Annotated in this window: 22 protein-coding genes; 8 read left to right on the forward strand and 14 right to left on the reverse strand. The window is 74.3% G+C overall.

The window, feature by feature from the left end; all coding sequences use genetic code 11:
• Positions 1–107: 107 nt before the first annotated feature.
• Together ilvA and FB380_RS07860 are read right to left on the reverse strand one after the other, a co-directional pair.
• A complete protein-coding gene (gene ilvA / locus FB380_RS07855) occupies positions 108–1,367 on the reverse strand; it encodes a threonine ammonia-lyase IlvA (RefSeq protein WP_166754585.1) in 1,260 nt (419 codons plus the stop codon).
• A gap of 125 nt (positions 1,368–1,492) precedes the next feature.
• Positions 1,493–2,413: an SDR family NAD(P)-dependent oxidoreductase gene (locus FB380_RS07860; protein WP_229681806.1), complete on the reverse strand. Its 921-nt coding sequence runs from the start codon at positions 2,411–2,413 to the stop codon at positions 1,493–1,495.
• A 139-nt stretch (positions 2,414–2,552) separates the two neighbouring features.
• Between FB380_RS07860 and FB380_RS07865 the strand changes: the two genes are divergently transcribed.
• Positions 2,553–5,966: a pyruvate carboxylase gene (locus FB380_RS07865; protein WP_166754586.1), complete on the forward strand. Its 3,414-nt coding sequence runs from the start codon at positions 2,553–2,555 to the stop codon at positions 5,964–5,966.
• A gap of 18 nt (positions 5,967–5,984) precedes the next feature.
• Here the strand turns inward: FB380_RS07865 and FB380_RS07870 are convergent, their stop codons facing one another.
• A complete protein-coding gene (locus FB380_RS07870; protein WP_166754587.1) occupies positions 5,985–6,749 on the reverse strand; it encodes an SDR family NAD(P)-dependent oxidoreductase in 765 nt (254 codons plus the stop codon).
• Between the two features lie 175 nt (positions 6,750–6,924).
• On the opposite strand from FB380_RS07870, the gene nhaA reads away from it, so the two are divergent.
• Positions 6,925–9,585, forward strand: coding sequence for a Na+/H+ antiporter NhaA (gene nhaA, locus FB380_RS07875; RefSeq protein ID WP_166754588.1), 2,661 nt, complete (start codon positions 6,925–6,927; stop codon positions 9,583–9,585).
• Positions 9,582–10,586 carry a DUF2332 domain-containing protein gene (locus FB380_RS07880; protein WP_166754589.1) on the forward strand — a complete coding sequence of 335 codons (1,005 nt, stop codon included), beginning with the start codon at positions 9,582–9,584 and terminating at the stop codon, positions 10,584–10,586. Before nhaA ends, FB380_RS07880 begins: the two co-directional genes overlap by 4 nt.
• Positions 10,587–10,651: 65 nt before the next feature.
• On the opposite strand, the gene FB380_RS07885 is transcribed toward FB380_RS07880, so the two are convergent.
• On the reverse strand, positions 10,652–11,914 hold the full coding sequence (locus FB380_RS07885; RefSeq protein ID WP_166754590.1) for a glutathionylspermidine synthase family protein: 1,263 nt from the start codon (positions 11,912–11,914) through the stop codon (positions 10,652–10,654).
• On the reverse strand, positions 11,911–12,342 hold the full coding sequence (locus FB380_RS25905; RefSeq protein ID WP_166754591.1) for a hypothetical protein: 432 nt from the start codon (positions 12,340–12,342) through the stop codon (positions 11,911–11,913). The genes FB380_RS07885 and FB380_RS25905 overlap by 4 nt, the downstream gene beginning before the upstream one ends.
• Positions 12,343–12,488: 146 nt before the next feature.
• On the opposite strand from FB380_RS25905, the gene FB380_RS07895 reads away from it, so the two are divergent.
• Positions 12,489–13,277, forward strand: a complete 789-nt coding sequence (locus tag FB380_RS07895; protein ID WP_166754592.1) for an alpha/beta fold hydrolase — start codon at positions 12,489–12,491, stop codon at positions 13,275–13,277.
• Positions 13,278–13,351: 74 nt separating this feature from the next.
• Positions 13,352–13,747 carry a VOC family protein gene (locus FB380_RS07900; RefSeq protein ID WP_208383273.1) on the forward strand — a complete coding sequence of 132 codons (396 nt, stop codon included), beginning with the start codon at positions 13,352–13,354 and terminating at the stop codon, positions 13,745–13,747.
• A gap of 73 nt (positions 13,748–13,820) precedes the next feature.
• Here FB380_RS07900 and FB380_RS07905 read toward each other — a convergent pair whose 3' ends face one another.
• Together FB380_RS07905 and FB380_RS07910 are read right to left on the reverse strand one after the other, a co-directional pair.
• Positions 13,821–14,273: a nuclear transport factor 2 family protein gene (locus tag FB380_RS07905; protein WP_166754594.1), complete on the reverse strand. Its 453-nt coding sequence runs from the start codon at positions 14,271–14,273 to the stop codon at positions 13,821–13,823.
• A 27-nt stretch (positions 14,274–14,300) separates the two neighbouring features.
• The gene (locus FB380_RS07910; protein WP_166754595.1) at positions 14,301–14,699 is read right to left on the reverse strand and encodes a DUF2237 family protein; all 399 of its coding nucleotides are present in this window, start codon (positions 14,697–14,699) and stop codon (positions 14,301–14,303) included.
• A 91-nt stretch (positions 14,700–14,790) separates the two neighbouring features.
• Here FB380_RS07910 and FB380_RS07915 point away from each other — a divergent pair, with 91 nt between their 5' ends.
• Both FB380_RS07915 and FB380_RS07920 read left to right on the forward strand, forming a co-directional pair.
• Positions 14,791–15,717: an NAD(P)H-binding protein gene (locus FB380_RS07915; protein WP_166754596.1), complete on the forward strand. Its 927-nt coding sequence runs from the start codon at positions 14,791–14,793 to the stop codon at positions 15,715–15,717.
• Complete coding sequence (locus tag FB380_RS07920) at positions 15,714–16,508, forward strand: CPBP family intramembrane glutamic endopeptidase (RefSeq protein ID WP_166754597.1); 795 nt, start codon at positions 15,714–15,716, stop codon at positions 16,506–16,508. The genes FB380_RS07915 and FB380_RS07920 overlap by 4 nt, the downstream gene beginning before the upstream one ends.
• A gap of 6 nt (positions 16,509–16,514) precedes the next feature.
• Here the strand turns inward: FB380_RS07920 and FB380_RS07925 are convergent, their stop codons facing one another.
• The 7 genes from FB380_RS07925 to FB380_RS24585 all read right to left on the reverse strand — a co-directional run bounded on the left by FB380_RS07925 (position 16,515) and on the right by FB380_RS24585 (position 22,485).
• Positions 16,515–17,549 (reverse strand): alpha/beta fold hydrolase, encoded by a 1,035-nt coding sequence (locus tag FB380_RS07925; RefSeq protein ID WP_166754598.1) that lies wholly within the window; start codon positions 17,547–17,549, stop codon positions 16,515–16,517.
• Between the two features lie 30 nt (positions 17,550–17,579).
• Complete coding sequence (locus tag FB380_RS07930) at positions 17,580–18,407, reverse strand: MOSC domain-containing protein (protein ID WP_166754599.1); 828 nt, start codon at positions 18,405–18,407, stop codon at positions 17,580–17,582.
• A 78-nt stretch (positions 18,408–18,485) separates the two neighbouring features.
• A complete protein-coding gene (locus tag FB380_RS07935; RefSeq protein WP_166754600.1) occupies positions 18,486–18,758 on the reverse strand; it encodes an FmdB family zinc ribbon protein in 273 nt (90 codons plus the stop codon).
• A gap of 58 nt (positions 18,759–18,816) precedes the next feature.
• Positions 18,817–20,079 (reverse strand): formamidase, encoded by a 1,263-nt coding sequence (gene fmdA / locus FB380_RS07940; protein ID WP_166754601.1) that lies wholly within the window; start codon positions 20,077–20,079, stop codon positions 18,817–18,819.
• A 41-nt stretch (positions 20,080–20,120) separates the two neighbouring features.
• Positions 20,121–21,374 carry a formamidase gene (gene fmdA, locus FB380_RS07945; RefSeq protein ID WP_166754602.1) on the reverse strand — a complete coding sequence of 418 codons (1,254 nt, stop codon included), beginning with the start codon at positions 21,372–21,374 and terminating at the stop codon, positions 20,121–20,123.
• 64 nt (positions 21,375–21,438) lie between these two features.
• Entirely contained in the window at positions 21,439–22,098 is a 660-nt protein-coding gene (locus FB380_RS07950) for an AmiS/UreI family transporter (RefSeq protein WP_166754603.1), read from the reverse strand.
• 63 nt (positions 22,099–22,161) lie between these two features.
• Entirely contained in the window at positions 22,162–22,485 is a 324-nt protein-coding gene (locus tag FB380_RS24585) for an FmdB family zinc ribbon protein (RefSeq protein WP_229681807.1), read from the reverse strand.
• A gap of 262 nt (positions 22,486–22,747) precedes the next feature.
• Here FB380_RS24585 and FB380_RS25910 point away from each other — a divergent pair, with 262 nt between their 5' ends.
• Entirely contained in the window at positions 22,748–23,905 is a 1,158-nt protein-coding gene (locus FB380_RS25910; RefSeq protein WP_166754604.1) for an MFS transporter, read from the forward strand.
• The last annotated feature ends 153 nt before the right edge of the window (positions 23,906–24,058 follow it).

The raw sequence follows: 24,058 nt of genomic DNA on the forward strand, positions 1-24,058 counted from the left end.
ACGGCCGGCGACCGCCGGCCGTCCCGTGAGCACCGTGCGCTGAGTGCCCGCTTCCCGGCCGGGTCGGGCACTTGGCGCACAGTGCTGCGGGCGTGCGCGGGACGGGGCTAGACGAGGAAGCGGTAGGCGGTCGTGCCGGGGGCCAGGTGCTGGATCTTCAGCGGGCCCGCCTCGATCCGGGCCAGCAACGGGGCCAGGCCGGCCACGCTGCCCAGCTCGATGCCGGTCAGCGCCGCCCCGGTCTCCCGGTTGTCCCGCTTGACGTACTCGAACAGCACGATGTCGTCGTCCGGGCCGAGCACCTCGTCGAGGAACCGGCGCAGCGCCCCGGGCTCCTGCGGGAACTCGACCAGGAAGTAGTGCTTGAGCCCCCGGTGCACGAGGGAGCGCTCGACCACCTCGGCGTACCGACTCACGTCGTTGTTGCCGCCGGACAGCAGGGTGACGACGGTCTGACCGGGCTCGACGACGACCGACCCGCCGGTGAGCGCGGCGCTGGCCAGGGCCCCGGCGGGCTCGGCGATCACCCCGTCGACCTGGTACAGGTCGAGCATCTCGGTGCAGACCTGCCCCTCGGGCACCGTCACCAGCTCCGCACCCGAGTCACGCACCAGCGGGAAGGTCACGTCGCCGGCCCGGCGCACCGAGGCGCCGTCGACGAAGGTGTCGATCTCGGCGAGCTCGACCGGCCGGCCGGCGGCCAGGGCGGCGGCCATGTTCGCCGCACCGGCCGGCTCGACCCCCACCAGCCGGACGCCGGGGACCTGCTCGCGCAGCCAGGTGCCACAGCCTGCCAGCAGCCCACCCCCGCCGACCGGCAGGACGACGACGTCGGGCGGCGCGTCCAGCTGGCTGAGCAGCTCCATCGCCACGGTGGCCTGGCCGGCGACGGTCGACAGCGCGTCGAAGGCGGGCACCAGGGTGGCCCCGGTCATCGTGGCGTGCTCGGCGGCGGCGGCGGCCGCGTCGTCGTAGGTGTCGCCGTGGACGACGAGCTCGACCATGTCCCCGCCGAGCGCGGCGATCCGCTGCCGCTTCTGCCGCGGCGTCGTCCCGGGGACGACGACCCGGCCCCGGACGCCGAGCACCCGGCAGGCGTACGCCACGCCCTGGCCGTGGTTGCCGGCGCTGGCGGTGACCGCGCCGGCGGCCCGGCCGGCGGCGTCCAGCTGGCTGATCGTGTTGTAGGCGCCGCGCACCTTGTACGAGCGGCCGACCTGCAGGTCCTCGCGCTTGACCCACACGGCGGCGCCGGTGAGCTCGGAGAGCCGGGCGTTGCGCTGCAGCGGGGTCCGCTCGGCGACGCCGGCCAGCCGGGAGGCGGCGGCGGTGACCTCGGCGGAGAAGGCGGTGCGGAGGGAGGTCACCGGGCCATCCTCCCCGACGTCCCGCCGACGCCGGGTGAGCAGTACCGGTCGCCGGCCCCGGCGGGTCCGCGCGTGTCGACGACCGCAACTGCGCACTCGCCGCCGGTCGGAGGGGGGCGGGGGAGTCAGATGCCGCGGAAGCGGCCCCGCGTCGCCTCCTTCTCCGGCACCGGCGCGAAGACGTTGCCGGTCGTCGGGGCCACCGAGTCGCGGGCCATGCCGAAGACCTTGAGCAGTGGGCCGACCAGCGCGTCGAACACCGGCGGGAAGAGCCGGAACCCGGCGATGATGACCGGGTTGGCGATCCCGGACTGCTGGAGCCGGCGCGGCTTGGCGACCTGGGCCAGCACCGCCCGGGCGACCCGCTCCGGGGTGTAGACCGGCGGCGGCGGGTGCCCGGTGTTGCCCAGCACGGTGGCCGCCTGGCCGTAGATCGGCGTCGTCGTCCCGCCCGGGGCGACCGCGGAGACGTGCACGTCGGGCAGCTCGCGCAGCTCCTGCTGCAGGGTGCGGATCAGGCCGAGCTGGCCCCACTTGGCGGCCACGTAGGCGCCCATCGTCGGCGCGGTGATCGAGGCCAGCAGCGAGCTGACGACGACGACGTGGCCGCGGCCCTGGTCCCGGACGACCGGCAGGGCGGCCTGGAAGACGTGGAACGTCCCCTGGATCGCGGTGTCGACGACGCGCTGGAAGACGGCGGGGTCCAGGTCCTCGACCCGGCCGTAGGCCATCACGGTGGCCGCGTGGACGACGACGTCCAGCCGGCCGAAGGTGCCGGTGGCGCGGTCGACGGCGGACCGGACCGCGGCGGCGTCCAGGACGTCGGCCGGCACGCACTCGACGGCGGTCGCCCCGGCGGCCCGGCAGTCGGCGGCGGCGTCGGCGAGCGTGCTGGCGCTGCGGGACACCAGCACGAGGGAGGCGCCGCGGCGGGCGAACTCGATCGCGCTGGCCCGGCCGATGCCGCTGGAGGCGCCGGTGACGAGCACGACCTCCCTCATCGCGCGGGCGGAGGTGAGGTCGTCGGCCGTGGTGTCAGCAGTCACGACCGAGGGGCTACCCGGGAGGCTGCGGGGCAAGCACGTCGTGCGCAACGGAAACGCTGCGCGGCCTTGTGCCCCGCTACGGTCGGGCGGCACGAGGGAGGGTCGGCGCCGGCTCCCCGCGAGCCGAGAGGACGCGCCCGTGTTCCAGAAGGTCCTGGTCGCCAACCGCGGGGAGATCGCCGTCCGGGCGTTCCGTGCCGCCTACGAGCTGGGCGCGGGCACGGTCGCGGTCTTCCCGCACGAGGACCGGAACTCCGTGCACCGGCTGAAGGCCGACGAGAGCTATGAGATCGGTGAGCCCGGGCATCCGGTGCGGGCGTACCTGGACGTCGCCGAGATCGTCCGGGCCGCGCAGCGGGCCGGCGCCGACGCCGTCTATCCCGGGTACGGCTTCCTGTCGGAGAACCCGGACCTGGCCGAGGCCTGCGCGCAGGCGGGGATCACCTTCGTCGGCCCGTCGGCGGAGGTGCTGACGCTGACCGGGGACAAGTCCCGGGCGATCGCCGCCGCCCGGGCCGCCGGGCTGCCCGTGCTGCAGGGCACCGAGCCCAGCGACGACGTCGAGACGCTGCTGGCCGCCGCGGATGCGATCACCGGCCCGGTGTTCGTCAAGGCCGTCGCCGGCGGTGGCGGTCGCGGCATGCGCCGGGTCGACGACCGGGCCCAGCTGCGCAGCGCGACCGAGGCCGCCATGCGGGAGGCGGAGTCGGCGTTCGGCGACGCGACGGTGTTCCTCGAGCAGGCGGTGGTCGACCCCCGGCACATCGAGGTGCAGATCCTCGCCGACGGGCAGGGGGACGTGATCCACCTGTACGAGCGGGACTGCTCGGTGCAGCGGCGCCACCAGAAGGTCATCGAGATCGCCCCCGCACCGAACCTGGACCCGGGCCTGCGGGAGCGGATCTGCGCCGACGCGGTCGCCTTCGCCCGGCAGATCGGCTACAGCTGCGCGGGCACGGTGGAGTTCCTGGTCGACCGTGAGGGTCGGCACGTGTTCATCGAGATGAACCCGCGGATCCAGGTGGAGCACACGGTCACCGAGGAGGTCACCGACGTCGACCTGGTGGGCAGCCAGCTGCGGATCGCGGCGGGGGAGACCCTCACCGACCTGGGGCTGACCCAGGAGTCGATCGTGCTGCGCGGGGCGGCGCTGCAGACCCGGATCACCACCGAGGACCCGGCCAACGGCTTCCGCCCGGACACCGGCCGGATCACCGCCTACCGCTCACCCGGCGGCGCCGGCGTGCGGCTGGACGGCGCGGCGACGCTGGGCGCCGAGGTCGGCGCCCACTTCGACTCGATGCTGGTCAAGCTGACCTGCCGGGGCCGCACCTGGGACATCGCGGTGGCCCGGGCCCGCCGGGCGGTGGCCGAGTTCCGGATCCGCGGGGTGTCGACGAACATCCCGTTTCTGCAGGCGGTGCTGGACGACCCGGAGTTCCGGGCCGGCCGGGTGACCACGTCGTTCATCGAGCAGCGGCCCGAGCTGCTCACCGCGCGCAGCTCCGCCGACCGGGGCACCAAGATGCTCACCTACCTGGCCGACGTCACGGTCAACGCCCCGCACGGGGAGCGCCCGCACCTGGTCGACCCGGTGCAGAAGCTCCCGAAGCTGGATCTCGGCCTGCACCCGCTGGACGGCTCCCGGGACCGGCTGCGCGAGCTGGGCCCGGAGCGGTTCGCCGCCGACCTGCGTGCGAGCAGGGCCCTCGCGGTCACCGACACCACCTTCCGGGACGCCCACCAGTCGCTGCTGGCCACCCGGGTGCGCACCAAGGACCTGCTGGCCGTCGCCGGGCACGTGGCCCGGGCGACCCCGCAGCTGCTCAGCATCGAGGCCTGGGGCGGGGCGACCTACGACGTCGCGCTGCGGTTCCTGCACGAGGACCCGTGGGAGCGGCTGGCCGCGCTGCGGGAGGCGGTGCCCAACATCTGCCTGCAGATGCTGCTGCGCGGTCGCAACACCGTGGGCTACACCCCCTACCCCGAGCAGGTGACGACGACGTTCGTCGCCGAGGCCGCCCGCACCGGCATCGACGTGTTCCGGGTGTTCGACGCGCTCAACGACGTCGACCAGATGCGCCCGGCGATCGACGCCGTCCGGGAGACCGGGACGGCGGTCGCCGAGGTCGCGCTCTGCTACACCGCCGACCTCTCCGACCCGTCCGAACGCCTCTACGACCTCGACTACTACCTGCGGCTGGCCGAGCAGATCGTGCAGGCCGGCGCGCACGTGCTGGCGATCAAGGACATGGCCGGGCTGCTCCGCCCGCCGGCGGCCGCCACCCTGGTCAGCGCGCTGCGCGAGCGGTTCGACCTGCCGGTGCACCTGCACACCCACGACACCCCCGGCGGGCAGCTGGCCACCCTGATGGCCGCCTGGCAGGCCGGCGTCGACGCCGTGGACGGCGCCAGCGCGGCGCTGGCCGGGACGACGTCGCAGCCGGCGCTGAGCAGCATCGTCGCCGCCACCGACCACACCGAGCGGGCCACCGGCCTGGACCTGCGCGCGGTCAACGACCTGGAGCCCTACTGGGAGGCGGTCCGCCGGGTCTACGCACCCTTCGAGTCCGGGCTGCCGGCGCCGACCGGGCGGGTCTACACCCACGAGATCCCCGGCGGGCAGCTGTCCAACCTGCGCCAGCAGGCGATCGCCCTGGGCCTGGGCCAGCGGTTCGAGGAGGTCGAGGCGATGTACGCCGCGGCCGACCGGCTGCTCGGCCGGCTGGTGAAGGTGACCCCGTCGTCCAAGGTCGTCGGTGACCTGGCACTGCAGCTGGTCGGCGCCGGGGTGGACGTCGAGGAGTTCGCCGCCGACCCGGGCCGCTTCGACCTGCCCGACTCCGTCGTCGGGTTCCTCCGTGGCGAGCTGGGCGACCCGCCCGGTGGCTGGCCGGAGCCCTTCCGTTCGCGCGCGCTGGAGGGCCGGCGCCCGGCGGAGCCGCCGGCGGAGCTCTCGGAGGAGGACCTGGCGGGACTGGCGGAGGCGCCGCGGCCGACGCTGAACCGGCTGCTCTTCCCCGGCCCGACGAAGGAGTTCCGGGAACACCGGGACACCTACGGCGACACCTCGGTGCTGCCCAGCAAGGAGTTCCTCTACGGCCTGCGGTCCGGCGTCGAGCACTCGGTCGACCTGGAGCCCGGGGTGCGGCTGCTCATCGCGATCGAGGCGATCTCCGACGCCGACGAGCGGGGGATGCGCACGGTGATGTGCACGCTGAACGGCCAGCTCCGCCCGGTGTCGGTGCGGGACCGGTCCGTCACGTCGGAGGTGCCGCCCACCGAGAAGGCCGACCGCAGCGACCCGGGCCAGGTCGCGGCGCCGTTCGCCGGGGTGGTCAGCCTGTCCGTCGCCGAGGGCGACACCGTCGAGGCGGGCGCGCAGCTGGCCACCATCGAGGCGATGAAGATGGAGGCCGCGATCACCGCCCCCCGCGCCGGCACGGTCTCCCGGGTGGCGATCAGCGCCGTCCAGCAGGTCGAGGGCGGCGACCTCCTCGTCGTCCTCGGTCAGGCCCCGTCCAGCGGCTCGCCCCGAGCTCGCGAGGGGTGAGGAGGACGGGGCCCTTCCTCAGCGGGCGGTCCAGCCGCCGTCCACGGTCAGCGTGTGGCCGGTGACCAGCGAGGCCGCGGGGGAGGCGAGGAAGGCGACCGCGGTGGCGACCTCCTCCGGACGGCCGATCCGGTGCAGCGCGGCGATCCGGTCGACGACGTCGGCGCGGAAGGCCGGGTCCGACAGCGCCGGCTCGGTGCCCGGCGTCGCGACGAACGTCGGCGCCACCGCGTTGACCCGGATGCCCAGTTCCCCCCACTCGACGGCCAGGCAGCGGGTGAGGTGGATGACCGCCGCCTTGGCGGTGCAGTAGGCGGACTCGCCGGGCAGCGCGACCAGGCCGGCCTGCGAGGCGACGTTGACGATCGCCCCGCCGCCGGTGCGCGCCATGTGCCGGGCGGCGTGCTGGGCGAGGAAGAACGTCGAGCGGGTGTTGCGGGACCAGACCGCGTCGAAGTCCGCCTCGGTCAGCTCCAGCGCCGAGGCCATCACCCCGCCGCCGGCGTTGTTGACCAGCACGTCGACCGACCCGAGCTCCTCGGCCACCTGGTCGATCCCGGCCCGGCTCTGCGCCAGGTCGGTGACGTCCATCGGGACGGCGACCACCCGGCGGCCGAGCGCGGTGATCTCCGCGGCGACCCCGCCGTCGGCCGTGACGTCCCGGAGGCCCAGGCCGACGTCGGCGCCGGCCGCGGCCAGTTCCAGGGCGATCGCCCGGCCGATGCCCCGCGCCGCCCCGGTGACCACCGCGACCGTGCCCTCGAGGTCCCCGCTGCGCGTCATCTCGTCCTCCCGTTGCTCCGTCTCCCGCACGATGCTCCGGCGGGGTCCTGCGGCACGACGTGCCCACCGGAGGAGGGTCGTGCACGTCCGCCGTCCCCGCCTCCGGGGCCCGGGCGATCCGCCCCGGTCCTGCGCAGGATTCCGTGCCGTCACATCGGCGCGGTAGGAAGACCGCGTGACCTCCCCGTCCCGCACCTCGAGCCGCGCCTCCCGGACCGGTCACCTGCTCGCCCAGCTGTCCACCCCGGCCCGCCGGTTCCTGCAGACCGAGGCGTCCAGCGCCGCGCTGCTGGTCGCCGGCACCCTGGCCGCGCTGCTGTGGGCCAACTCCCCCTGGGGCGACTCCTACGAGCGGGTCTGGCACACCGAGCTCAGTCTGGAGCTGGGCTCCATGGCGGTCGCCATGGACCTGCGGCACTGGGTCAACGACGGCCTGATGGTGTTCTTCTTCTTCCTCATCGGCATGGAGGTGCGGCGCGAGCTGTCGATGGGGGAGCTGACCCAGCGCAGCCGGCTCTCGGTGCCCGCGCTCGGCGCGGTCGCCGGTCTGGTCGTGCCCGCGGGCCTCTACCTCGCGATCAACGCCGGCGGCCCCGGGGCGCACGGCTGGGGCATCCCGATGGCCACCGACACCGCCTTCGTCCTCGGCGCCCTCGCGCTGGTCGGCTCCCGCTGTCCTACCCAGCTGCGGGTGTTCCTGCTCTCCCTCTCGGTCGTCGACGACATCGGCGCGCTCACCGTGATCGCGATCTTCTACTCCGAGGACATCGACCTGGTCGCCCTCGGCGTCGCCGCGCTCTGCGTGGTCGCCTTCGGGCTGCTCACCCGGCTCAAGGTGTGGCGCGGGCCGGCCTACTTCGCCGTCGGCGTGGTCATGTGGCTGGCCATGCACGCCTCGGGGGTGCACGCCACCATCGGCGGCGTGGTGCTGGGCCTGCTGGTCAGCGCCTACACGCCCCGCCGGGACGAGGTCGAGTCGGCGGGCACCCTGGCCCGCGCCTTCCGGCAGGCCCCCGACGTCGCGCTGGCCCGGCGGGCGAAGCTGTCGGTGGAGCGGGCGATCTCGCCGAACGAGCGGATCGGCGCGCTGCTGGTGCCGTGGAGCGGGTACGTCGTCGTCCCGGTGTTCGCGCTGGCCAACGCGGGGGTGCAGTTCGACTCCGAGCTCCTGGGCCGCGCGCTGACCTCCCCGGTCACCGTCGGCGTCTTCGTGGGCCTGGTCGTCGGCAAGTTCGTCGGCATCGGGCTGGCCTCCACGCTCGCCGTCCGGTTCGGGATGGGCTCGCTGCCGCCCGGCGTGACGCTGGCCAGCGTGTGGGGCGGTGCCGCGCTGTCCGGCCTGGGCTTCACCGTCTCGCTGTTCGTCGCCGACCTGGCCTTCGACGACGAGGTGCTGCGCGAGGAGGCCATGGTCGGTGTCCTGGCCGCGGGCGTCGTCGCCGCGGTGCTGGGCGCGGTCTGGTTCTGGGTGCTCGGGCGGCGGTCGCCCCAGGTGGCCCGGACCGGGCCCCGGCAGCTGGACCCGCCGGTCGACCCCGACGTCGACCACCTCCGCGGCCGGGTCGACGCGCCGCTGACCCTGGTCGAGTACGGCGACGTCGAGTGCCCGTTCTGCGGCCGGGCGACCGGGGTGGTCGAGGAGCTGCGCCGCCGGTTCGGTGACGACCTGCGCTACGTGTTCCGGCACCTGCCGCTGCCCGATGTCCACCCGCACGCCGAGCTCGCCGCCGAGGCCACCGAGGCCGCCGGCGAGCAGGGGGCCTTCTGGGCGATGCACGACCGGCTGTTCGCCCACCAGGACCAGTTGGAGGCCGACCAGCTGCTCGACCACGCCGCCGCGCTCGGGCTCGACCTCGGCCGCTTCGCCGAGGAGCTGGGCAACGGCGTGTACGCCGGCCGGGTCCGCGCCGACGTCGCGGGTGCCGAGGCCAGCGGGGTGGAGGGCACCCCGACGTTCTTCGTCAACGGCGTCGGGCACGACGGGCCGACCACCACGGAGGCGCTCGCCGCCGCGCTGGTCGCCTCCGACCCGCGGGGGCCCGGGCACGGTGGGCTGCTGCCGGCGACGACGCTGGTCGCGCCGTCGCGGCCGTCGGTCATCTTCTCGCCGGCCGCCCAGCTGCCGGCGATCAGCGTGCTGCCCGGGGAGCGGCTCGCCGAGAGCCCGGACGACGGCTCCTCCCCGCGCCTGTCCGACGCGCACATCGCCGTGCTGCGCCGGATCGGTCGCCGGCTGAGCACCACCCGCGGTCAGGTGCTGCTGCGCTCGGGTCAGGCGGAGTTCGACTTCTTCGTGGTCCTCTCCGGCACCGTGGCGGTGATCGAGGGACCGCTGGACGGCGGGACGGACGGCGGCAAGCGGGTCGTGGGCGCCCACGGACCGGGCCGGTTCCTGGGCGGGCTGAACATGCTGGCCGGGCAGCGGCCGGTGCGGTCGCTGGTCGCCGCCGAGGACGGCGAGGTCTTGGTGCTCAGCCTGGAGCAGCTGCGCACCGCCTTCACCCGCGACCGCGGGCTGGCCGACGTCATCACCCGCTCCTTCCTGCTCCGCCGGGCGATGCTCATCGGGCAGGCCAGCGGGCTGCGGGTGGTCGGCGACCGGCGCTGGCCGGCCAGCGCGGAGCTGCGCGCTCAGCTGGCCGAGGACGGCGTGCCGCACACCTGGCTGGACCCGGCCGAGGACGCCGCGGCCGCCCGGCTGCTCGCCGAGATCGGCGCCGAGGAGGCGACCGCCCCGGTCGTGCTCACCCCGGACGGCCGCGTGCTGGTGGAGCCGACCCGCGACGACCTGGCCCGCTTCGCCACCGCTCCCCGCGACCTGACCACCACCACATGAGGTCGCTGGACGAGGAGCTGACCGACCTCGCCGACCACTACCGGTGGTTCGCCGAGGTCGAGGCCGCGCCGGTGTCCCCGCGGTACGCCGAGCTCGCCGCCGCGGTGGCCGAGGACGCCGAGGTGCTCGCCTTCCTCGGCACCCTGCCGACGCCCAAGCGGCAGGCCAACCTGCTGCTGGGGGCCTTGCAGTACCTGCACGGCGGCCCGCCGGCCGACGGCGCCCAGCTGCACGAGCGGGTCACCGGCGACGCCGACCGGCTGCGGGCGACGATGTTGGCCCGGGCGACCCAGACCAACGAGGCGGCCCGCTGCGCGGCGCTGCTGCCGGTGCTGGCCGGCCTGCCGGGACCGCTGGCACTGATCGAGGTGGGCGCGTCGGCCGGACTGTGCCTCTACCCGGACCGGTACGGCTACGAGTACTCCGACGGCGTCCGGGTGGGGCCGGCCTCGAGCCCCGTGCAGCTGCGGTGCACTGTCTCGGGTCGCGGCCCGGTGCCTGCGTCGGTGCCGCAGGTGGTGCGGCGGGCGGGCATCGACCTGAACCCGCTGGACCCGGCCGATCCGGACGACGTCGCCTGGCTGCAGGCGTTGATCTGGCCGGGCATGGACGAGCGGCGCGACCGGCTCGCCGCCGCCGCCGCGATCGCCGCCCGGGAGCCGGCCGAGATCCGGCGCGGCGACCTGGTCGAGGAGCTGCCCGGGTTGGCCGCCGCGATGCCGACCGAGGCCACCGTCGTCGTCTTCCACACCGCGGTGTTGGCCTACCTGCCGGCGACGGGGAAGGAGGCGTTCACCGAGCTGGTCGCCGGGCTGCCGGTGCGCTGGGTCTCCCAGGAGGGAGTGGGCGTGCTGCCCGCCGTCCGCGACCGGCTGCCCGAACCCCCGGACCCGGCCGAGACCCGCTTCCTGCTGGCCCTGGACGGCGAGCCGTTGGCCTACACCGCCGCCCACGGCGGCCGCATCGACTGGCTCCCCGCCGCGGCCGCCCTCAGCCGTTGATCATCGTCATGTGGCGGCTCGACACGCCGGGCGGAGCCGCCGAACGCCGATGATCAACGCGGGCGTCAGGCCGACCAGGTGGTGTTGGGCGGGCGGCGGTAGTCGATGGTGTGCGGCACGAAGAAGGACAGGTCGTCGGTGATCAGGCCGTCGGACTCCCGGATCCCCAGGCCCGCGGCCTCGCCGTCGACCACCCAGGCGCCGAGCACCGGGTGGTGCGGGCCGTCCGGGCCGGCGAAGTCCGGGAGTGCGCAGAGCTGCTGCACGACCCAGCCCTCCGCGCCGTACTTCCCGCCCTGCGAGGCCAGCGGCGCGCCGCCGGGGGCGAAGAGCTCGACGTTGTTGCCCTCCCGGCCGTAGATCGGCTTGCGGGCGTACCCGGTCCGCTCCAGCTCGGCGGCCCGCGGGTCGTCGGCGAAGTAGGCGGGCAGCAGGTGCTTGGAGATCACCGGGTCGTCGGCGTAGCGCTGCCAGAGCACCGGCAGCAGCCCCTTGTTCGACCACAGCATCTTCCAGATCGGCTCGATCCAGGTCGTGCCGTCGGGGGTCCACAGGTCGGCGATCACCGAGGGGCCGTAGGCGTCGTCGAGCAGCCACTCCCAGGGGTAGAGCTTGAAGACGACGTCGATCAGGTTGCCCTTGGGGTCGTAGAACCGGGCGTCGCCGGTGTCCAGGGCCAGCTCCTCGGTGGTGAGCACCACCGTCTCGTAGCCGGCCCGCTGGACGGTGTCGGCGAGGTAGGCCACCGTCATCCAGTCCTCACCGCTACGGTCGCCGTCGGTCCAGGCCAGGTGCACCCGGGGACGGCGGCCGTGCTCGGCCTCCCAGCGGGAAAGGTTGCGCCGCCAGGCGTCCACCAGCCGGTCGTCGAGCTGGTTCCACTGGTCCCGGCCCTGGCCGGTCTCCAGGTGCCAGGCCCACTGCACGACCGCGGCCTCGACCAGCGAGGTGGGGGTGTCGGCGTTGAACTCCAGCAGCCGGACGGCGCCCTCGCCGTCCCACCACAGGTCGAAGCGGCCGTAGACGCTGGGCGGCTCGGCGTCCCAGGTGGCCTTGATGACCTCCCGGGCGTCGCGCGGGATCCGCATCCGGTCCAGCAGCCGCTCGTCGGCCAGCGCGACGTCACCGGCCTCCACGCAGGCGGCGAAGAGCTGGTCGGTGACGTCGGCCAGGTGGTCGATCTGGGCGGCGGTGAAGTCGTAGAAGACGTCCTCGCGCCAGTACGAGCGGGTCTCACCGCCCGGGACGGTGGTCTTGTTGTAGACCAGCCCCTGGCTCTCGATCTCGGCCTCCCAGCCGCGCCGAGCCGTGCCGTAGAGCCGTCTCACGAGCCGACGCTCCCGCTCCCGACCCGGCCTCCACCCGTGCCGATGCCGCCGGAGATCCGGGTGCCTGAGGTGACCCGGCCGCTGCCGGGCAGCCCGGCCCGGGACCGGGCCGTGGTGTCGGAGGGGTTCACCCGGGTCGCTGCGCCGGTGTACTGCTGCGGGATGGTCTGCCCGACCGAGTACCGGTTGCCGCCGAAGCCACCCAGCAGGAAGAAGAAGGGCACGCCGCCGACGAAGCCGCCGTTGCGCTCGGCCTCCTCGCACTGCTCCTCGTCGACGACCTGGTCCTGCTCGTCGACGCAGTAGACCCGCTCGGCCTCCTGCTCCTCACCTCCGACGGCGCAGCCGGACATGAAGCCCATCGCCGCACCGGTCAGGCTGACCGTGCCGATCGCCGCCTTGACCCGGTTGCTCCTCGACGTGCTCACCGTCCGCGCTCCTCACCTGGGCGTCCACCGTGTCCCCGGACCGCACATGCTGTCGGACCCGGCGCCCTCCGGTGCACCCGACCCCTCGCATCATCCCCGGGATCGGCCGTGGGGTGCCGCAGCAGCGCTGCGGGTAGGGGACGGCGATGGACCTCGCTGCGCACCGGACCGGCTCCGGCGACCCCCTCGTCCTGGTGCACGGGCTGGGTGGTTCCTGGCGCTCCTGGGACCCGGTCCTCCCCGGCCTGGCCGCCGCCCGGGAGGTGGTGGCCGTGGACCTGCCGGGCTTCGCCGGCGACACCCCGCCCCTGGCGGACCCCGGCTTCGGCTCGCTGACCGACGCGGTGGCGGGCTGGCTGCGCGCCGAGGGGCTGGCCGACGCCCCGCTGGTCGGCAGCTCGCTGGGCGCCCGGATGGTCCTGGAGCTGTCCCGGCGGGGACTGGGCGGGGACGCCGTGGCTCTGGACCCGGGCGGGTTCTGGACCGACCGCGAGGCCACGGCCTTCCTGGCCAGCCTGCGCGCCTCGATGGCGCTGGTCCGCCGGATCCGGCCGGCGCTCCCCGCCCTGCTGGGCAGCCCGGCCGGCCGGACGGCGCTGCTGGCCCAGTTCTCCGCCCGCCCGTGGGCGCTGGACGGCGAGGTGGTCACCCGTGAGCTCACCGGGTACGTGCGGTCGCGGTCCTTCGACGCCGTCCTCACCGACCTCGCCCGTGGACCCCGCCAGCAGGGCGCCCCGGCCGGGGCGCTGCCGGGCCGCCTGACCATCGGCTGGGGACGGCGGGACCGGGTCACGCTGGCCCGCCAGGCGGCGCGGGCGGTCGAGGCCTTCCCCGACGCGGAGCTGCACTGGTTCGACGGCTCGGGCCACTTCCCGATGTGGGACGCACCGGGCGAGACCGTCGACCTGGTGCTCGCCGCGACCGCGCGCCGATGAGTTCCCGGGCGCCGCGCCGTCCTTCCTGGTGACGGGCCGACGACGGCCCCCACACCGAGGAGCTCCCCGTGCGCATGATCTTCGTGAACCTGCCGGTCACCGACCTGGACCGGGCGGTCGCCTTCTACACCGCTCTCGGCTTCACCCCGGACCCGCGGTACGCCGACGAGGCGGGCGCCGCCGTCGTCATCGAGGAGAACATCCTGGTCATGCTGCTGACCCGGGAGAAGTTCGCCGGCTTCGTGGCGGGCCAGGTCGGCGACCCAGCGCAGGCCACCTCGGTGATCAACGCGGTCTCGGCGGCCGACCGGGCGGAGTGCGACGACCTGCTGGCCCGGGCCCTGGCCGCGGGTGGCAAGCCCTCGATGCCCGCGCAGGACCACGGCTTCATGTACGGCACCAGCTTCACCGACCCGGACGGCAACGTCTGGGAGGTGGCGTGGATGGACCCGGCGGCCCTCGAGGGCTGAGCCGCCCTGTCCAGTGGCGACCTGTGCACGCCTCCCCGGCGGGTGAGGCGTGCACAGGTCGCCGGTCGGTGGCTCAGTGCAGCGGGATCTCCGGCTCGTCCGGCGTGCGCGGGCCGGTGATCCGCCGCTCCGCCCCGGTGATCGGGACGTCGTTGATGCTGGCCTCCCGCCGCCGCATCAGCCCGTGGGCGTCGAACTCCCAGTTCTCGTTGCCGTAGCTGCGCCACCACTGCCCGTCGGCGTCGTGCCACTCGTACTGGAACCGGACGGCGATCCGGTCGTCGGTGAACGCCCACAGCGACTTGCGCAGCACGTAGTCCTGCTCGCGCGCCCACTTCGCGGTGAGGAAGTCGACGATCTCGGCGCGGCCGGTGACGAAGGTGTCCCGGTTCCGCCACACCGAGTCCTCGGTGTAGGCCAGCGAGACCCGCTCGGGGTCGCGGCTGTTCCAGGCGTCCTCGGCGGCCTGCACCTTCGCGGCGGCGGTCTCGGCGGTGAACGGCGGCAGCGGTGGGCGATCGGTCACCGGCCCATCCTGGCCCAGCAGCGCAGGTCAGAGCGAGGAGAGGTCGTCCGGGACGTCGACGGCCTGGGAGCGCAGCGCCTCCAGCGGCACCACCTCCAGGGCCCGGGCGTTGGTCGCCGCCAGGACCACCCCGGCCGGCGCGCCTGCCTGCAGCGCCTGGTACCAGCGGACGGCGACCATGCACCAGCGGTCGCCGGGGCGCAGCCCGGGGAAGTCGTACTCCGGGCGCGGGGTGACCAGGTCGTTGCCCAGCTCGCGCTGCATCTCCAGGAACTCGGCGGAGACCACGGCGCAGACCGTGTGGCTGCCCAGGTCGGCCGGCCCGGTGCGGCACGAGCCGTCCCGGGTGAACCCGGTCATCGGGTCGGTGCTGCACGGCTCCAGCGGGCCGCCCAGCACGTTGCGGTCCTGGCCGGGGGCGCTCATGGGCCGATCATCGCGCTCCCGGTGCCCGCGCGCCGGGTGGGTCGCGTGCTCTCCGGTCGCGCCCGACCGTCTGCACGGGGAGGCTGGGGACGTGCGAGTACTGGTCACCGGGGCGTCGGGGTTCGTCGGCAGCAGGCTGGCGCCTGCCCTGGAGGAGGCCGGGCACGAGGTCCGGGCGATGACCCGGCACCCGGACACGTACTCCGGCGCCGGCACCCCGGTGCAGGGGGACGTCGGCGACGAGGCGTCGCTGCGCGCCGCGCTGTCCGACTGCGAGGCGGCGTACTACCTGGTGCACTCGCTGGACTCGCCGGACTTCCAGGAGAAGGACGCCGCGGCCGCCCGCTCCTTCGCCCGGGCCGCGGCCGACGCCGGGCTCCGCCGCATCATCTACCTCGGCGGGCTCGGCAGCGACGACGACGACCTCTCCGCCCACCTGCGCAGCCGCCGGCAGGTCGAGCGGCTGCTGGGCGAGACGGGCGTGCCGGTGACCACGCTGCGGGCCGGCATCGTGATCGGCCACGGCGGGGTCTCCTGGGAGATGACCCGCCAGCTCGTCGCCCACCTGCCGGCGATGATCACCCCGCGCTGGGTGCACACCCGGACCCAGCCGATCGCCATCGCCGACGTCGTCCGGTACCTGGTCGGGGTGCTGGAGGCCCCCGAGGCCGAGGGGCGGGCGTTCGACGTCGGCGGCCGCGAGGTGCTGGAGTACCTGGAGATGCTCACCCGGGTCGCGGAGATCCAGGGCCGCCGGCTGCTGATCGTCCCGGTGCCGCTGCTGAGCCCGAAGCTCTCCTCCTACTGGCTCTCCCTGGTCACCGACGTCGACGTGCAGACCGGCCGGTCGCTGATCGACTCGATGACCAACGAGGTGGTGGTGAAGGACGACTCGATCCGCCGGGTGGTCCCGTTCGAGCCGATGTCCTACGACGAGGCGGTGCTGACCGCGCTGGGTGAACGGGCCCGGGCCCGGCGGGACGCCCGGTCGCAGGAGTCCGCGGGGCGGGAGGGATGACCCGGACCGAGCGGCGGCCGGGACAAGCCGTGCTGTCCGACGCCCGGCTGGCCCGGCTGCTGGCCCGGGCGCCGTCCTGGCTGGTGGACAAGGTGCCGCGCGACCACCGGGAGTCCGACGAGGCGTTCCGCCGCCGCCGCCGGGTGACCGCCGGGGTCTCGCTGGCCGGGGCCGGGCTGCTCGGGGTGTCGCTGTCGCAGAAGCCGAACTCGACGTCGTTCTACGCACTCACCCTCGGGGTGGCCGGCACCTGGGTGGCCGGCGGCCTCGCCTCGGGCCCGCTGCACCTGGGCTGGGTGCAGACCCCCAAGGCCACGCTGCGCCGCCCGTTCCTCACCCCGGTCGTGGGCGGGAGCGCCGCGTTCGCCATGTTCTACGGCGCCGCGCTGGTGGCCAAGCGCATCCCGCCGCTGGACGCCGCGATCACCCGGGTGCTGCGGTACGCCCAGCAGGGGTCGGCGCCGCTGGTGCTCACCACCACTCTGGCCAACGGCCTGGCCGAGGAGGTCTTCTTCCGCGGGGCGCTGTACGCGGCGGCCGGCGTCCACCACCCGGTGCTGAAGTCCTCCGTCGTCTACACGCTGGCCACCGTGGCCACCCGCAACCCGGCGCTGGTGCTGGCCTCGGTGCCGATGGGCCTGCTGTTCGCCTTCCAGCGCCGGGTCACCGGCGGCATCCAGGCGCCGATGCTCACCCACGCCACCTGGTCGGTGCTGATGCTGCGCTTCCTGCCGCCGCTGTTCGCCGACGAGCCCTCCGTCGACGACCCCCGCCCGGCCGAGGAGCTCTGAGCCCGGTCAGACCGGGCGGGCCAGCAGCTCCTTCAGCGCCCCGTCGATGAACTCGTTGTCCGGCGCGTGCTGGCCCAGCCCGGCGAAGTGCCCGTAGATCGTCGGGATGACCCGGACCTCGCCGTCCGGGATGAACTGCGACGCCCACTCCTCGTCCTCCGGCGGGAAGTAGAGGTCCGTCTTCGCCGGCATGGCCACCAGTGGGCAGCGGATCGAGCGCAGGGCCGCCTCGGTGTCGCCGTCGAAACCCGGGGTCTTCCCGACGTCGCCCTGCTCCCAGGTCCAGAGCATCCCCAGCAGGTCGTTGGGGTCGCGGTCGTCGAGCCAGAAGCCCTCCCAGAACCCGACGAGGAAGTCCTCGAGGGAGGAGAAGCCCAGGTCGCGGTACTCCCGCTGCCGGTAGAAGGCCTGGGAGAGGCCCCAGCCGGCGTAGATCCGGGCGAAGGCCCGCAGGCCGGCGGTGGGCAGCGCGTCCGGCCGGTAGCGGCCGCCGGCGAACGCCGGGTCGAGGGTGAGGGCGGCGCGCAGGCTCTTGAGGAAGACCTGGTTGTGCTCGCTGGTGACCGGCGACCCGACGATGGGGGCGGCGCGCTTCACCATCTCGGGGTGGCTGACCGCCCACTGGTAGGTCTGGCCGGCGCCCATGGAGGAGCCGAGGACCAGCTCCACGGACTCGATGCCCCACTGCTGCGTGAGCAGCCGGTGTTGCACCTCGACCTGGTCGTAGAAGGTCACGTGCGGGAAGTTCGGCCCGTCGTAGGGCGGCGGGGTGTTGCTCGGTGACGTCGAGAGGCCGTTGTTGAGCTGGTTGGGCATCACGATGAAGTACTTCTCGGGGTCGCAGGCCAGGCCCGGCCCGACCGACCACTCGTTGGCGTCGTGCCAGGCGCTGTACCAGGTGGGGTGGACGATCACGTTGGACCGGTCCGCGTTCAGCGTGCCGTACGTCTTGTAGGCGAGCTGGGCTCCGCGCAGGGTCGCGCCGCCCTGCAGGACGACGTCCCCCAGGTCGAACAGCTCGTGGTCGGTGGGCCGTGGCATCGGTGCTCCTCGGGTCGGTGGACGGACGGGTCAGGCGGGTTGGACGGCGGTCTCGTCGACGAGCTCGACCGGGTCGCCGAGGGCGATGTCCCCTGGCCGCTCCACGGTGGCGTACATGCCGAGGACCACCGCCCCGTTGTCCGGCAGGTGCGCCACCGGCGTGCTCAGGTCGGTGGCGAGCTCGCCGCGGTAGCGCACGATCGCCTTCAACGTGCCGAAGTCGACGGCTCCGCTGTCCGGGTTCTCGTTGGTCACCACGCAGCGCGGCACCGGCCCGACCACCTGCACGGTGACCCCGCCGATCCGCACGCGTCGGCCGGCCCAGGTGTCCTCCTCGTGCACGCCGCAGCCGTCCACCTCCATGAGCATCCGGAACCTGCGGTGGTCCAGCCGTTCCCCGTCGGGGGTGACCCGGCGCAGGTGCTCGAGCGTCGCGGTGGAGATCAGCGTGACCGGGTGGACGTCGACCGCGTCGCCGGGCCGGTCGACCGCGACCAGGTGCACCTCCTGCCCGACGAAGTCGCTGAGCGCAGCCGACCACGGCCCCTCCACGAGGTGCCCGTCGACGCCGCGACCGTAGAAGTCCGTGCGCACCGCCTCGCCCAGCGTGGTGGTCGGGCCCACCACCGGTGGCCGGTCGGGGACGTGCAGTCGGAGCTGCTCGTCGCGGGGGTCGAACTCGGCGGTCAGCTGCACGAGCGGGCCGTGGTGCTTGCCGTTGAACAGCCGCCGTCGGGCGTCGACCAGGTGGAAGCGCCGGTTCTCCGGCACCCCGTTGCCGGTGACCGTCACGGACTGCGGATGGTGCAGGGCGGTGCCCTTGACCGGGGTGGTCGAGAGTCGGGAGACGAGCGGCATGGCCCTCCGTCCGGAGCGGTGCTGGTGCCGGTGCCGGTGCTGTGGACCGTAGCCGGGGTCGGGCGGTCGCGCCGCCGCTCAGTGCCGGTGGGGCCCGCGGCCGGGCAGGCGTCGTCCTGCGGGCGGACCGGTGACCGCCGGCTCCCCGCTGCGGGCCCGGTCGACCCGGGCCCGGTCCGCCCGGCCGGCGTCGCGCAGCGGGCCGGTGTCGAGACCTCCGACGCCCACCCGGTACCTGCGCTGTGCCGGTCGGTCGCAGGCCGGGCACGGCGCCACCGCGGCGGCGTCGCGCATCTGCCGGTGCAGGTCGAACGGGCCACACCCAGGGCAGTGGAACTCGTACAGCGGCATGCGTGCTCCGTTCTCGGGAGGCACGGGGCGGGCCGTGGCCCGCCCCGCACCGCGCGGCTCAGTCGGCCGTCAGGTCCCGGCCACCGCCGGCACCACCGGGCAGGATGTTCCGGTCGAAGATCGACAGCGGGATGCTGATCGAGACCGCGCTGTTCGGGATGTCCACCACGCCGCCGATCCGGCCGTCGATCGGCGCGGCCCCCAGGAACAGGTAGGCCTGCTCGAACGTCCAGTCCATCGCCGGCATCAGGAAGTTGATCGCGTTGAGGCAGGCCTGGCGGTAGGCGACGGTCGCGTTCATGTAGTAGTTGCGGCCGTCCTCGACGCTGATCCCCTCGAAGGTGAGGAACTCCGAGTAGTTCGGCCCGACCCGGCCGGGCTTGAAGAACGGCATCGACTGCTTGTAGCGGTCCATCCCGCCCTTGATCAGGTCGAAGTGGAGGTCGATGGAGCCGGGCATCTCGATCGCGCCGCAGAAGGTGATCTCGCCGTCCCCCTGGGCGAAGTGCAGGTCGCCGATGGAGAAGAGCCCACCGGGTACGAAGACCGGCATGTAGACCCGGGTGCCCACGCCGAGGTCCTTGATGTCGACGTTGCCGCCGTGCTCCCGCGGCGGGATCGTGCGGCAGGCCTCGGCGGCCGCCCGGTCCAGGTCCGCGCCGCTGAGCGTGCCCAGCAGCGCGTCCTTGCGCAGCGGGGGGAGGGCCAGGGCGGGCACCTGCGGCGTGCCGGGGACGTCGCCCTCGTGGGCCGGGATGTCGCCGGTGACCCGGTCCGGGTTCTGGTCGATCAGCGCCTGCTCCCGCCGGTTCCACTCCGCCAGCAGGTCCGGCGACGGGGCGCAGCCGAACAGCCCCGGGTGGGAGTTGCCGATGAACCGCACGCCGGGAACGTGCCGGCTGGTCGTCCAGATGCCGTCGAGGTCCCAGATCGCCTTGGACGCCCCGGGCGAGTGGTCGGTGAGGAACCCGCCGCCGTTCTCCTTGGCGAAGATCCCGGTGTAGCCCCACTCCTGCTCCTGGAAGGGGCCGATGTCCACGATGTCGACGACCAGCAGGTCGCCGGGCTCCGCGCCCTCGATCGCGAAGGGCCCGCTGAGCACGTGGCACGGGTCGATGTTCATGTCGCGGATGTCGTCGGCGTCGTCGGTGTTGCGGACCTGGTCGTCGGTCCAGTCCTTGCACTCGATCCGGTACGTCCCGCCGGGGGCGACGGTGTTGGCCGGCGGGATGTCGGGGTGCCAGCGGTTGTGGCCGGGCACCGTCTGGTCGCGCATCGGCACGCTCAGGTCGCGATTGATCTCGAAGATGACGTCGGGCACGGGAGCTCCTCAGGCCAGGCGGACGGGGTGGACGGACGTGCTCAGAAGCTCGACCGGGGGACGCCCGTGCCGGGGTCGATCCGCGTCGGCCCGGACGCCGAGGGGGTGACGTCGACGTCGAAGATCGCGGTCGGGAGGTAGACCGTGGCGCAGGAGTTCGGGATGTCGACCACCCCGGACAGCCGCCCCTCGATCGGCGCGGCGCCGAGGATCATGTACGCCTGCTCGGGCGACCAGCCGAACTTCGTCAGGTAGTCGATCGCGTGCAGGCAGGCCCGCTGGTAGGACAGGTGCGAGTCCAGGTAGCGCTGCTCGTCGTCCAGCGTCACCGATGTCCCGGAGAAGGCCAGCCACCTCTCGTACCGGGGGTCGACGTTGCCCGGCATGAAGATGGCGTTCTCGCCCACCCCGTAGGTCTCCATGCCGCCCTTGATCAGGTCGACGTGCAGGTCGATGAAGCCGCCCATCTCGATGGCCCCGCAGAAGGTGATCTCGCCGTCCCCCTGGGAGAAGTGCAGGTCGCCCAGCGACAGCTTCGCCCCGGGCACGTAGACGGGGTAGAAGACCCGGCTGCCCTTGGTCAGGTTCTTGATGTCCTGGTTGCCGCCGTTCTCCCGGGGCGGCGCGGTGCGGGCGGCCTCACCGGCGACGCGGTCGTACTCCGCGCCGGTCAGCCCGGAGAGGATGGCGTCCTGGGGGAGGGGCGGCAGGGCCAGCGGTGGCACCCGGTCGGGGTCGGTGGCGATCAGCGCACCCTCGCGCCGGTTCCAGCGGGCCAGCAACTCCGCGGACGGCGCGGTGCCCATCAGGCCGGGGTGCACGATGCCGGTGAAGGACACGTGCGGGACGTGCCGGGAGGTCGCCGTCTGCCCGGCGAAGTCCCAGATCACCTTGTAGGCGTCCGGGAACTGGTCGGTCAGGAAGCCGCCGCCGTTCTGCCGGGCGAAGATGCCGGTGTAGCCCCAGCCCTGCCCGGCCAGCGGGCCGGAGTCCTCCTGCGGGATCGGCCCGACGTCGAGGATGTCCACGATCAGCAGGTCACCGGGCTCGGCGCCCTCCACGGCGAAGGGCCCGCTGAGCACGTGCACCGTGGACAGCGGCGCGTCCCGGACGTCGTCGGCGGAGTCGTCGTTGTGGATCGCCCCGTCGAACCACTCGCGGCAGTCGACCCGGAAGGTGTCCCCCGGGCGCACCGTCACCTGGGCCGGGATGTCGGGGTGCCAGCGGTTGTGGCCGATGTGCTGCTGGTCGGTGAACGGCTTGCTGGAGTCGAGGGGGAACAGGCGCTCGGGCATGGTCTGGCTCCTGGGCTCGGGTCTGGCTGCGGATGCGGTCGGCCGACGACTCGGGGGCGGGGCCTCACCTCCGCCGGTGGGCCGGCGCGGGCTGTTCCGCGGGCTGCTCCTGCACGACGTTGCCGTGCATCTGGGTGCGCCGTTCCCGGAGAGCGGGGAACGCGGCCAGGGAGAGCAGCAGGAGGACGGCGAGCAGGACCGCCCACGTCGTCACGTTGTCCGCCCAGACGCCGGTCATCAGCAGGAACGCCGGGATGGCGCAGGTCAGGACCCCGGCGACGACGGCGACGAGCCCGGTGAACCGGGTGAGCTCCTCCCGCTTGAGCCCCAGCACCAGGAAGAACAGCGCCCACAGCACCGCCCAGTACAGCCAGATGACCCCGAACGCCGGGTCGTCGAGCCGGCCGAAGTTCAGGCCCGCGTAGACCACGGCGCAGCCCGCCACGAACGCGGAGAACCAGCCGAGCCCGGTGCCGTCCAGACCGCGGGTCAGGTTCAGGCCCACGTACAGGTAGGTGAAGCCGAACAGGTAGAGCCCCGAGGCGCCGAGGACCACGTCCGGATCGCCGCCGGAGGTGACGATCAGGTAGGTCGGCGTGAAGACCTGCAGCCCGCCGACGAAGAAGTTCAGCGGCGCGGCCGCCCGGCCGTCCACCCGGCCCAGCAGCATCAGGCCGTTCACGATGAGGACCGCTCCGACGTACAGCAGACCGACACTGGCCATCTCGATCCCTCCCTTCTGTGCAGTCGATCGGGGTCCCCGTCGGTTCCTGCGGAGGGCCCGGCCTCAGGGGCGGGGCAGCCGGCTCAGGGCCGGGTTGCTCAGCACGTCGGCCCGCCGAGTCGGACCCGGCCGCCGGGGCGGCGCGGAGACCACGTCGGGCTGGTCGCGGGTGCGCTCGGTCCGGTCGATCAGGGCACGGCGCACCGGGGACCCGAACGAGAGGCGCGGTGCGGTGAACACGCGCGTGGCGGCCGAGCCGCAGGCCGGGCACTCGACCGCGGCGGGAGCGGTGCCCATCGGGCGGTGGGCCTCGGTCGTGCCGTGGTCGGGGCAGCGGTACAGGTAGACGGCGATGTCGGACCTCCGGGTGCACCGGCGGAGGGGCACTCGGCCCTCCGGACCAGGGGGACCCTCGTCCCGCCCGGAGAAGGCGGTCAAGGCGGTGGCGCTCCGGGGCGGATCACCGTGTCGCCGTCCGGCGGCGTGGCGTGACGGAGCGGCTGGAGGTCGTCCGGCATGTCGGGACGACGGTCGAACAGCGGACCGGACTGTCCTCTGGCAGGGGCATGCCACCCTCGCTTGACGGGTCCTGACCACGCCGGGACGGTGGGCCGCGTCCACCGCTGCCGAGCCCCGGAGGGTCCCCAGGGTGGAGCGACCCGTCGTGTCCGGTGTGGTGGCGAACCTCGCCGCCGGGACGCTGTTCGGCTGGAGCCTGGTCGCCGAGCAGGCGACCGCGGATGTCGGCGCACCGGGCTCCGCGGGGCCCGCCGTCTTCGCGGTCGCGATCGCCGTGTTCACGGTCGCGCTGCTGGCCGCCGGTCGTGCGCTGCCCGTGGTGGGGCCCCGGCGGCTGCTCGGCGGTGCTGCCGGGCTGGCTGCCGCCGGGCTCGGCGGTGCGGCGGCAGGAGAGCACCCGGCGGCGCTGTGGGGTGGGATCGGTCTGCTGCTCGGCGCCGCGAGCGGGGCGGCCTACGGCGTCGCGGTCTCGCTCGCGGCCCGGTCGCCCGTGCACGCGCGCGGGACGGCGACCGGCCTGGTCGTCGCTGCCTACGCCGCGGGGCCGGTGCTGCTGGGGTTGGCAGCTCCCGCGGCCCTCTCCGCCGTGGGCTGGCGGACGTGCCTGGGCGCGCTGGCGCTGGCGGTCGGCGGTCTGCTGGCGGCAGCGGCCCTGCTCGCCCCCGCGGACCGGCCGGAGCGCCGGCAGGCGGGGGGTGGGCCGCTTCCGAGGCGCACCCTGTCGCTGCTCTGGGTGCTCTTCGCCGGTGGTGCGGCGCCCGGACTCGTGGTCTTCGCCATGGCCGCCCCGCTGGCCGCCGACCGCGGCCTGGGCCCGGGTGCGGCCGGTGCGGCCGTCTCGCTGCTGGCCGCCGGGAACCTGGTCGGCCGGCTGGCGTCCGGCTGGTGGTCCGACCGGATCGGCCGGACGAAGGCCCTGGCGGTGGCGCTGGGCGTCGCCGTCGGCTCGGCAGGGGGCCTCGGTGGCCCGACGGCCCCCTGGCTCGTCCTCGGTGCGTTCACCGGCACGGGGCTCGCCTACGGCGCGATCTCCGCGCTGGTCCCCGCGGCCACGGCGGACCGGGTCGGGGCGCACGCCTTCCCCAGGGCCTACGGCCGGGTCTTCACGGCCTGGGGTTGCGCGGGACTCGCGGCGCCGCTCGCCGGCGGGATTGCGACCGGCGCCGGGGCGCAGCGACCCGTCCTCGCCGTGATCGCGGTCGGGTCGCTGGTCCCGGCGGCGGCAGCCCTGTGGCTGCTGGCCGGATCGGGCCGGACCTCCCCCGGTGTACCCGGAGGCGGCTCGTGACGTCCGCTGCCCGGAGCTCCCCGACCCGACCACACCTCCGCGTCGCACGCCTCGGGCGGGACCGGTCCGTCACCGATCGGGGAGTGTTGCCTCCGTCACGTAGTGGGTGCATCGGCGTGCCTGTTACCCGACAGTAGGGGCGCACCGGACTCC

It is taken from the genome of Modestobacter marinus (assembly GCF_011758655.1).
Classification (GTDB): Bacteria; Actinomycetota; Actinomycetes; order Mycobacteriales; family Geodermatophilaceae; genus Modestobacter; species Modestobacter marinus.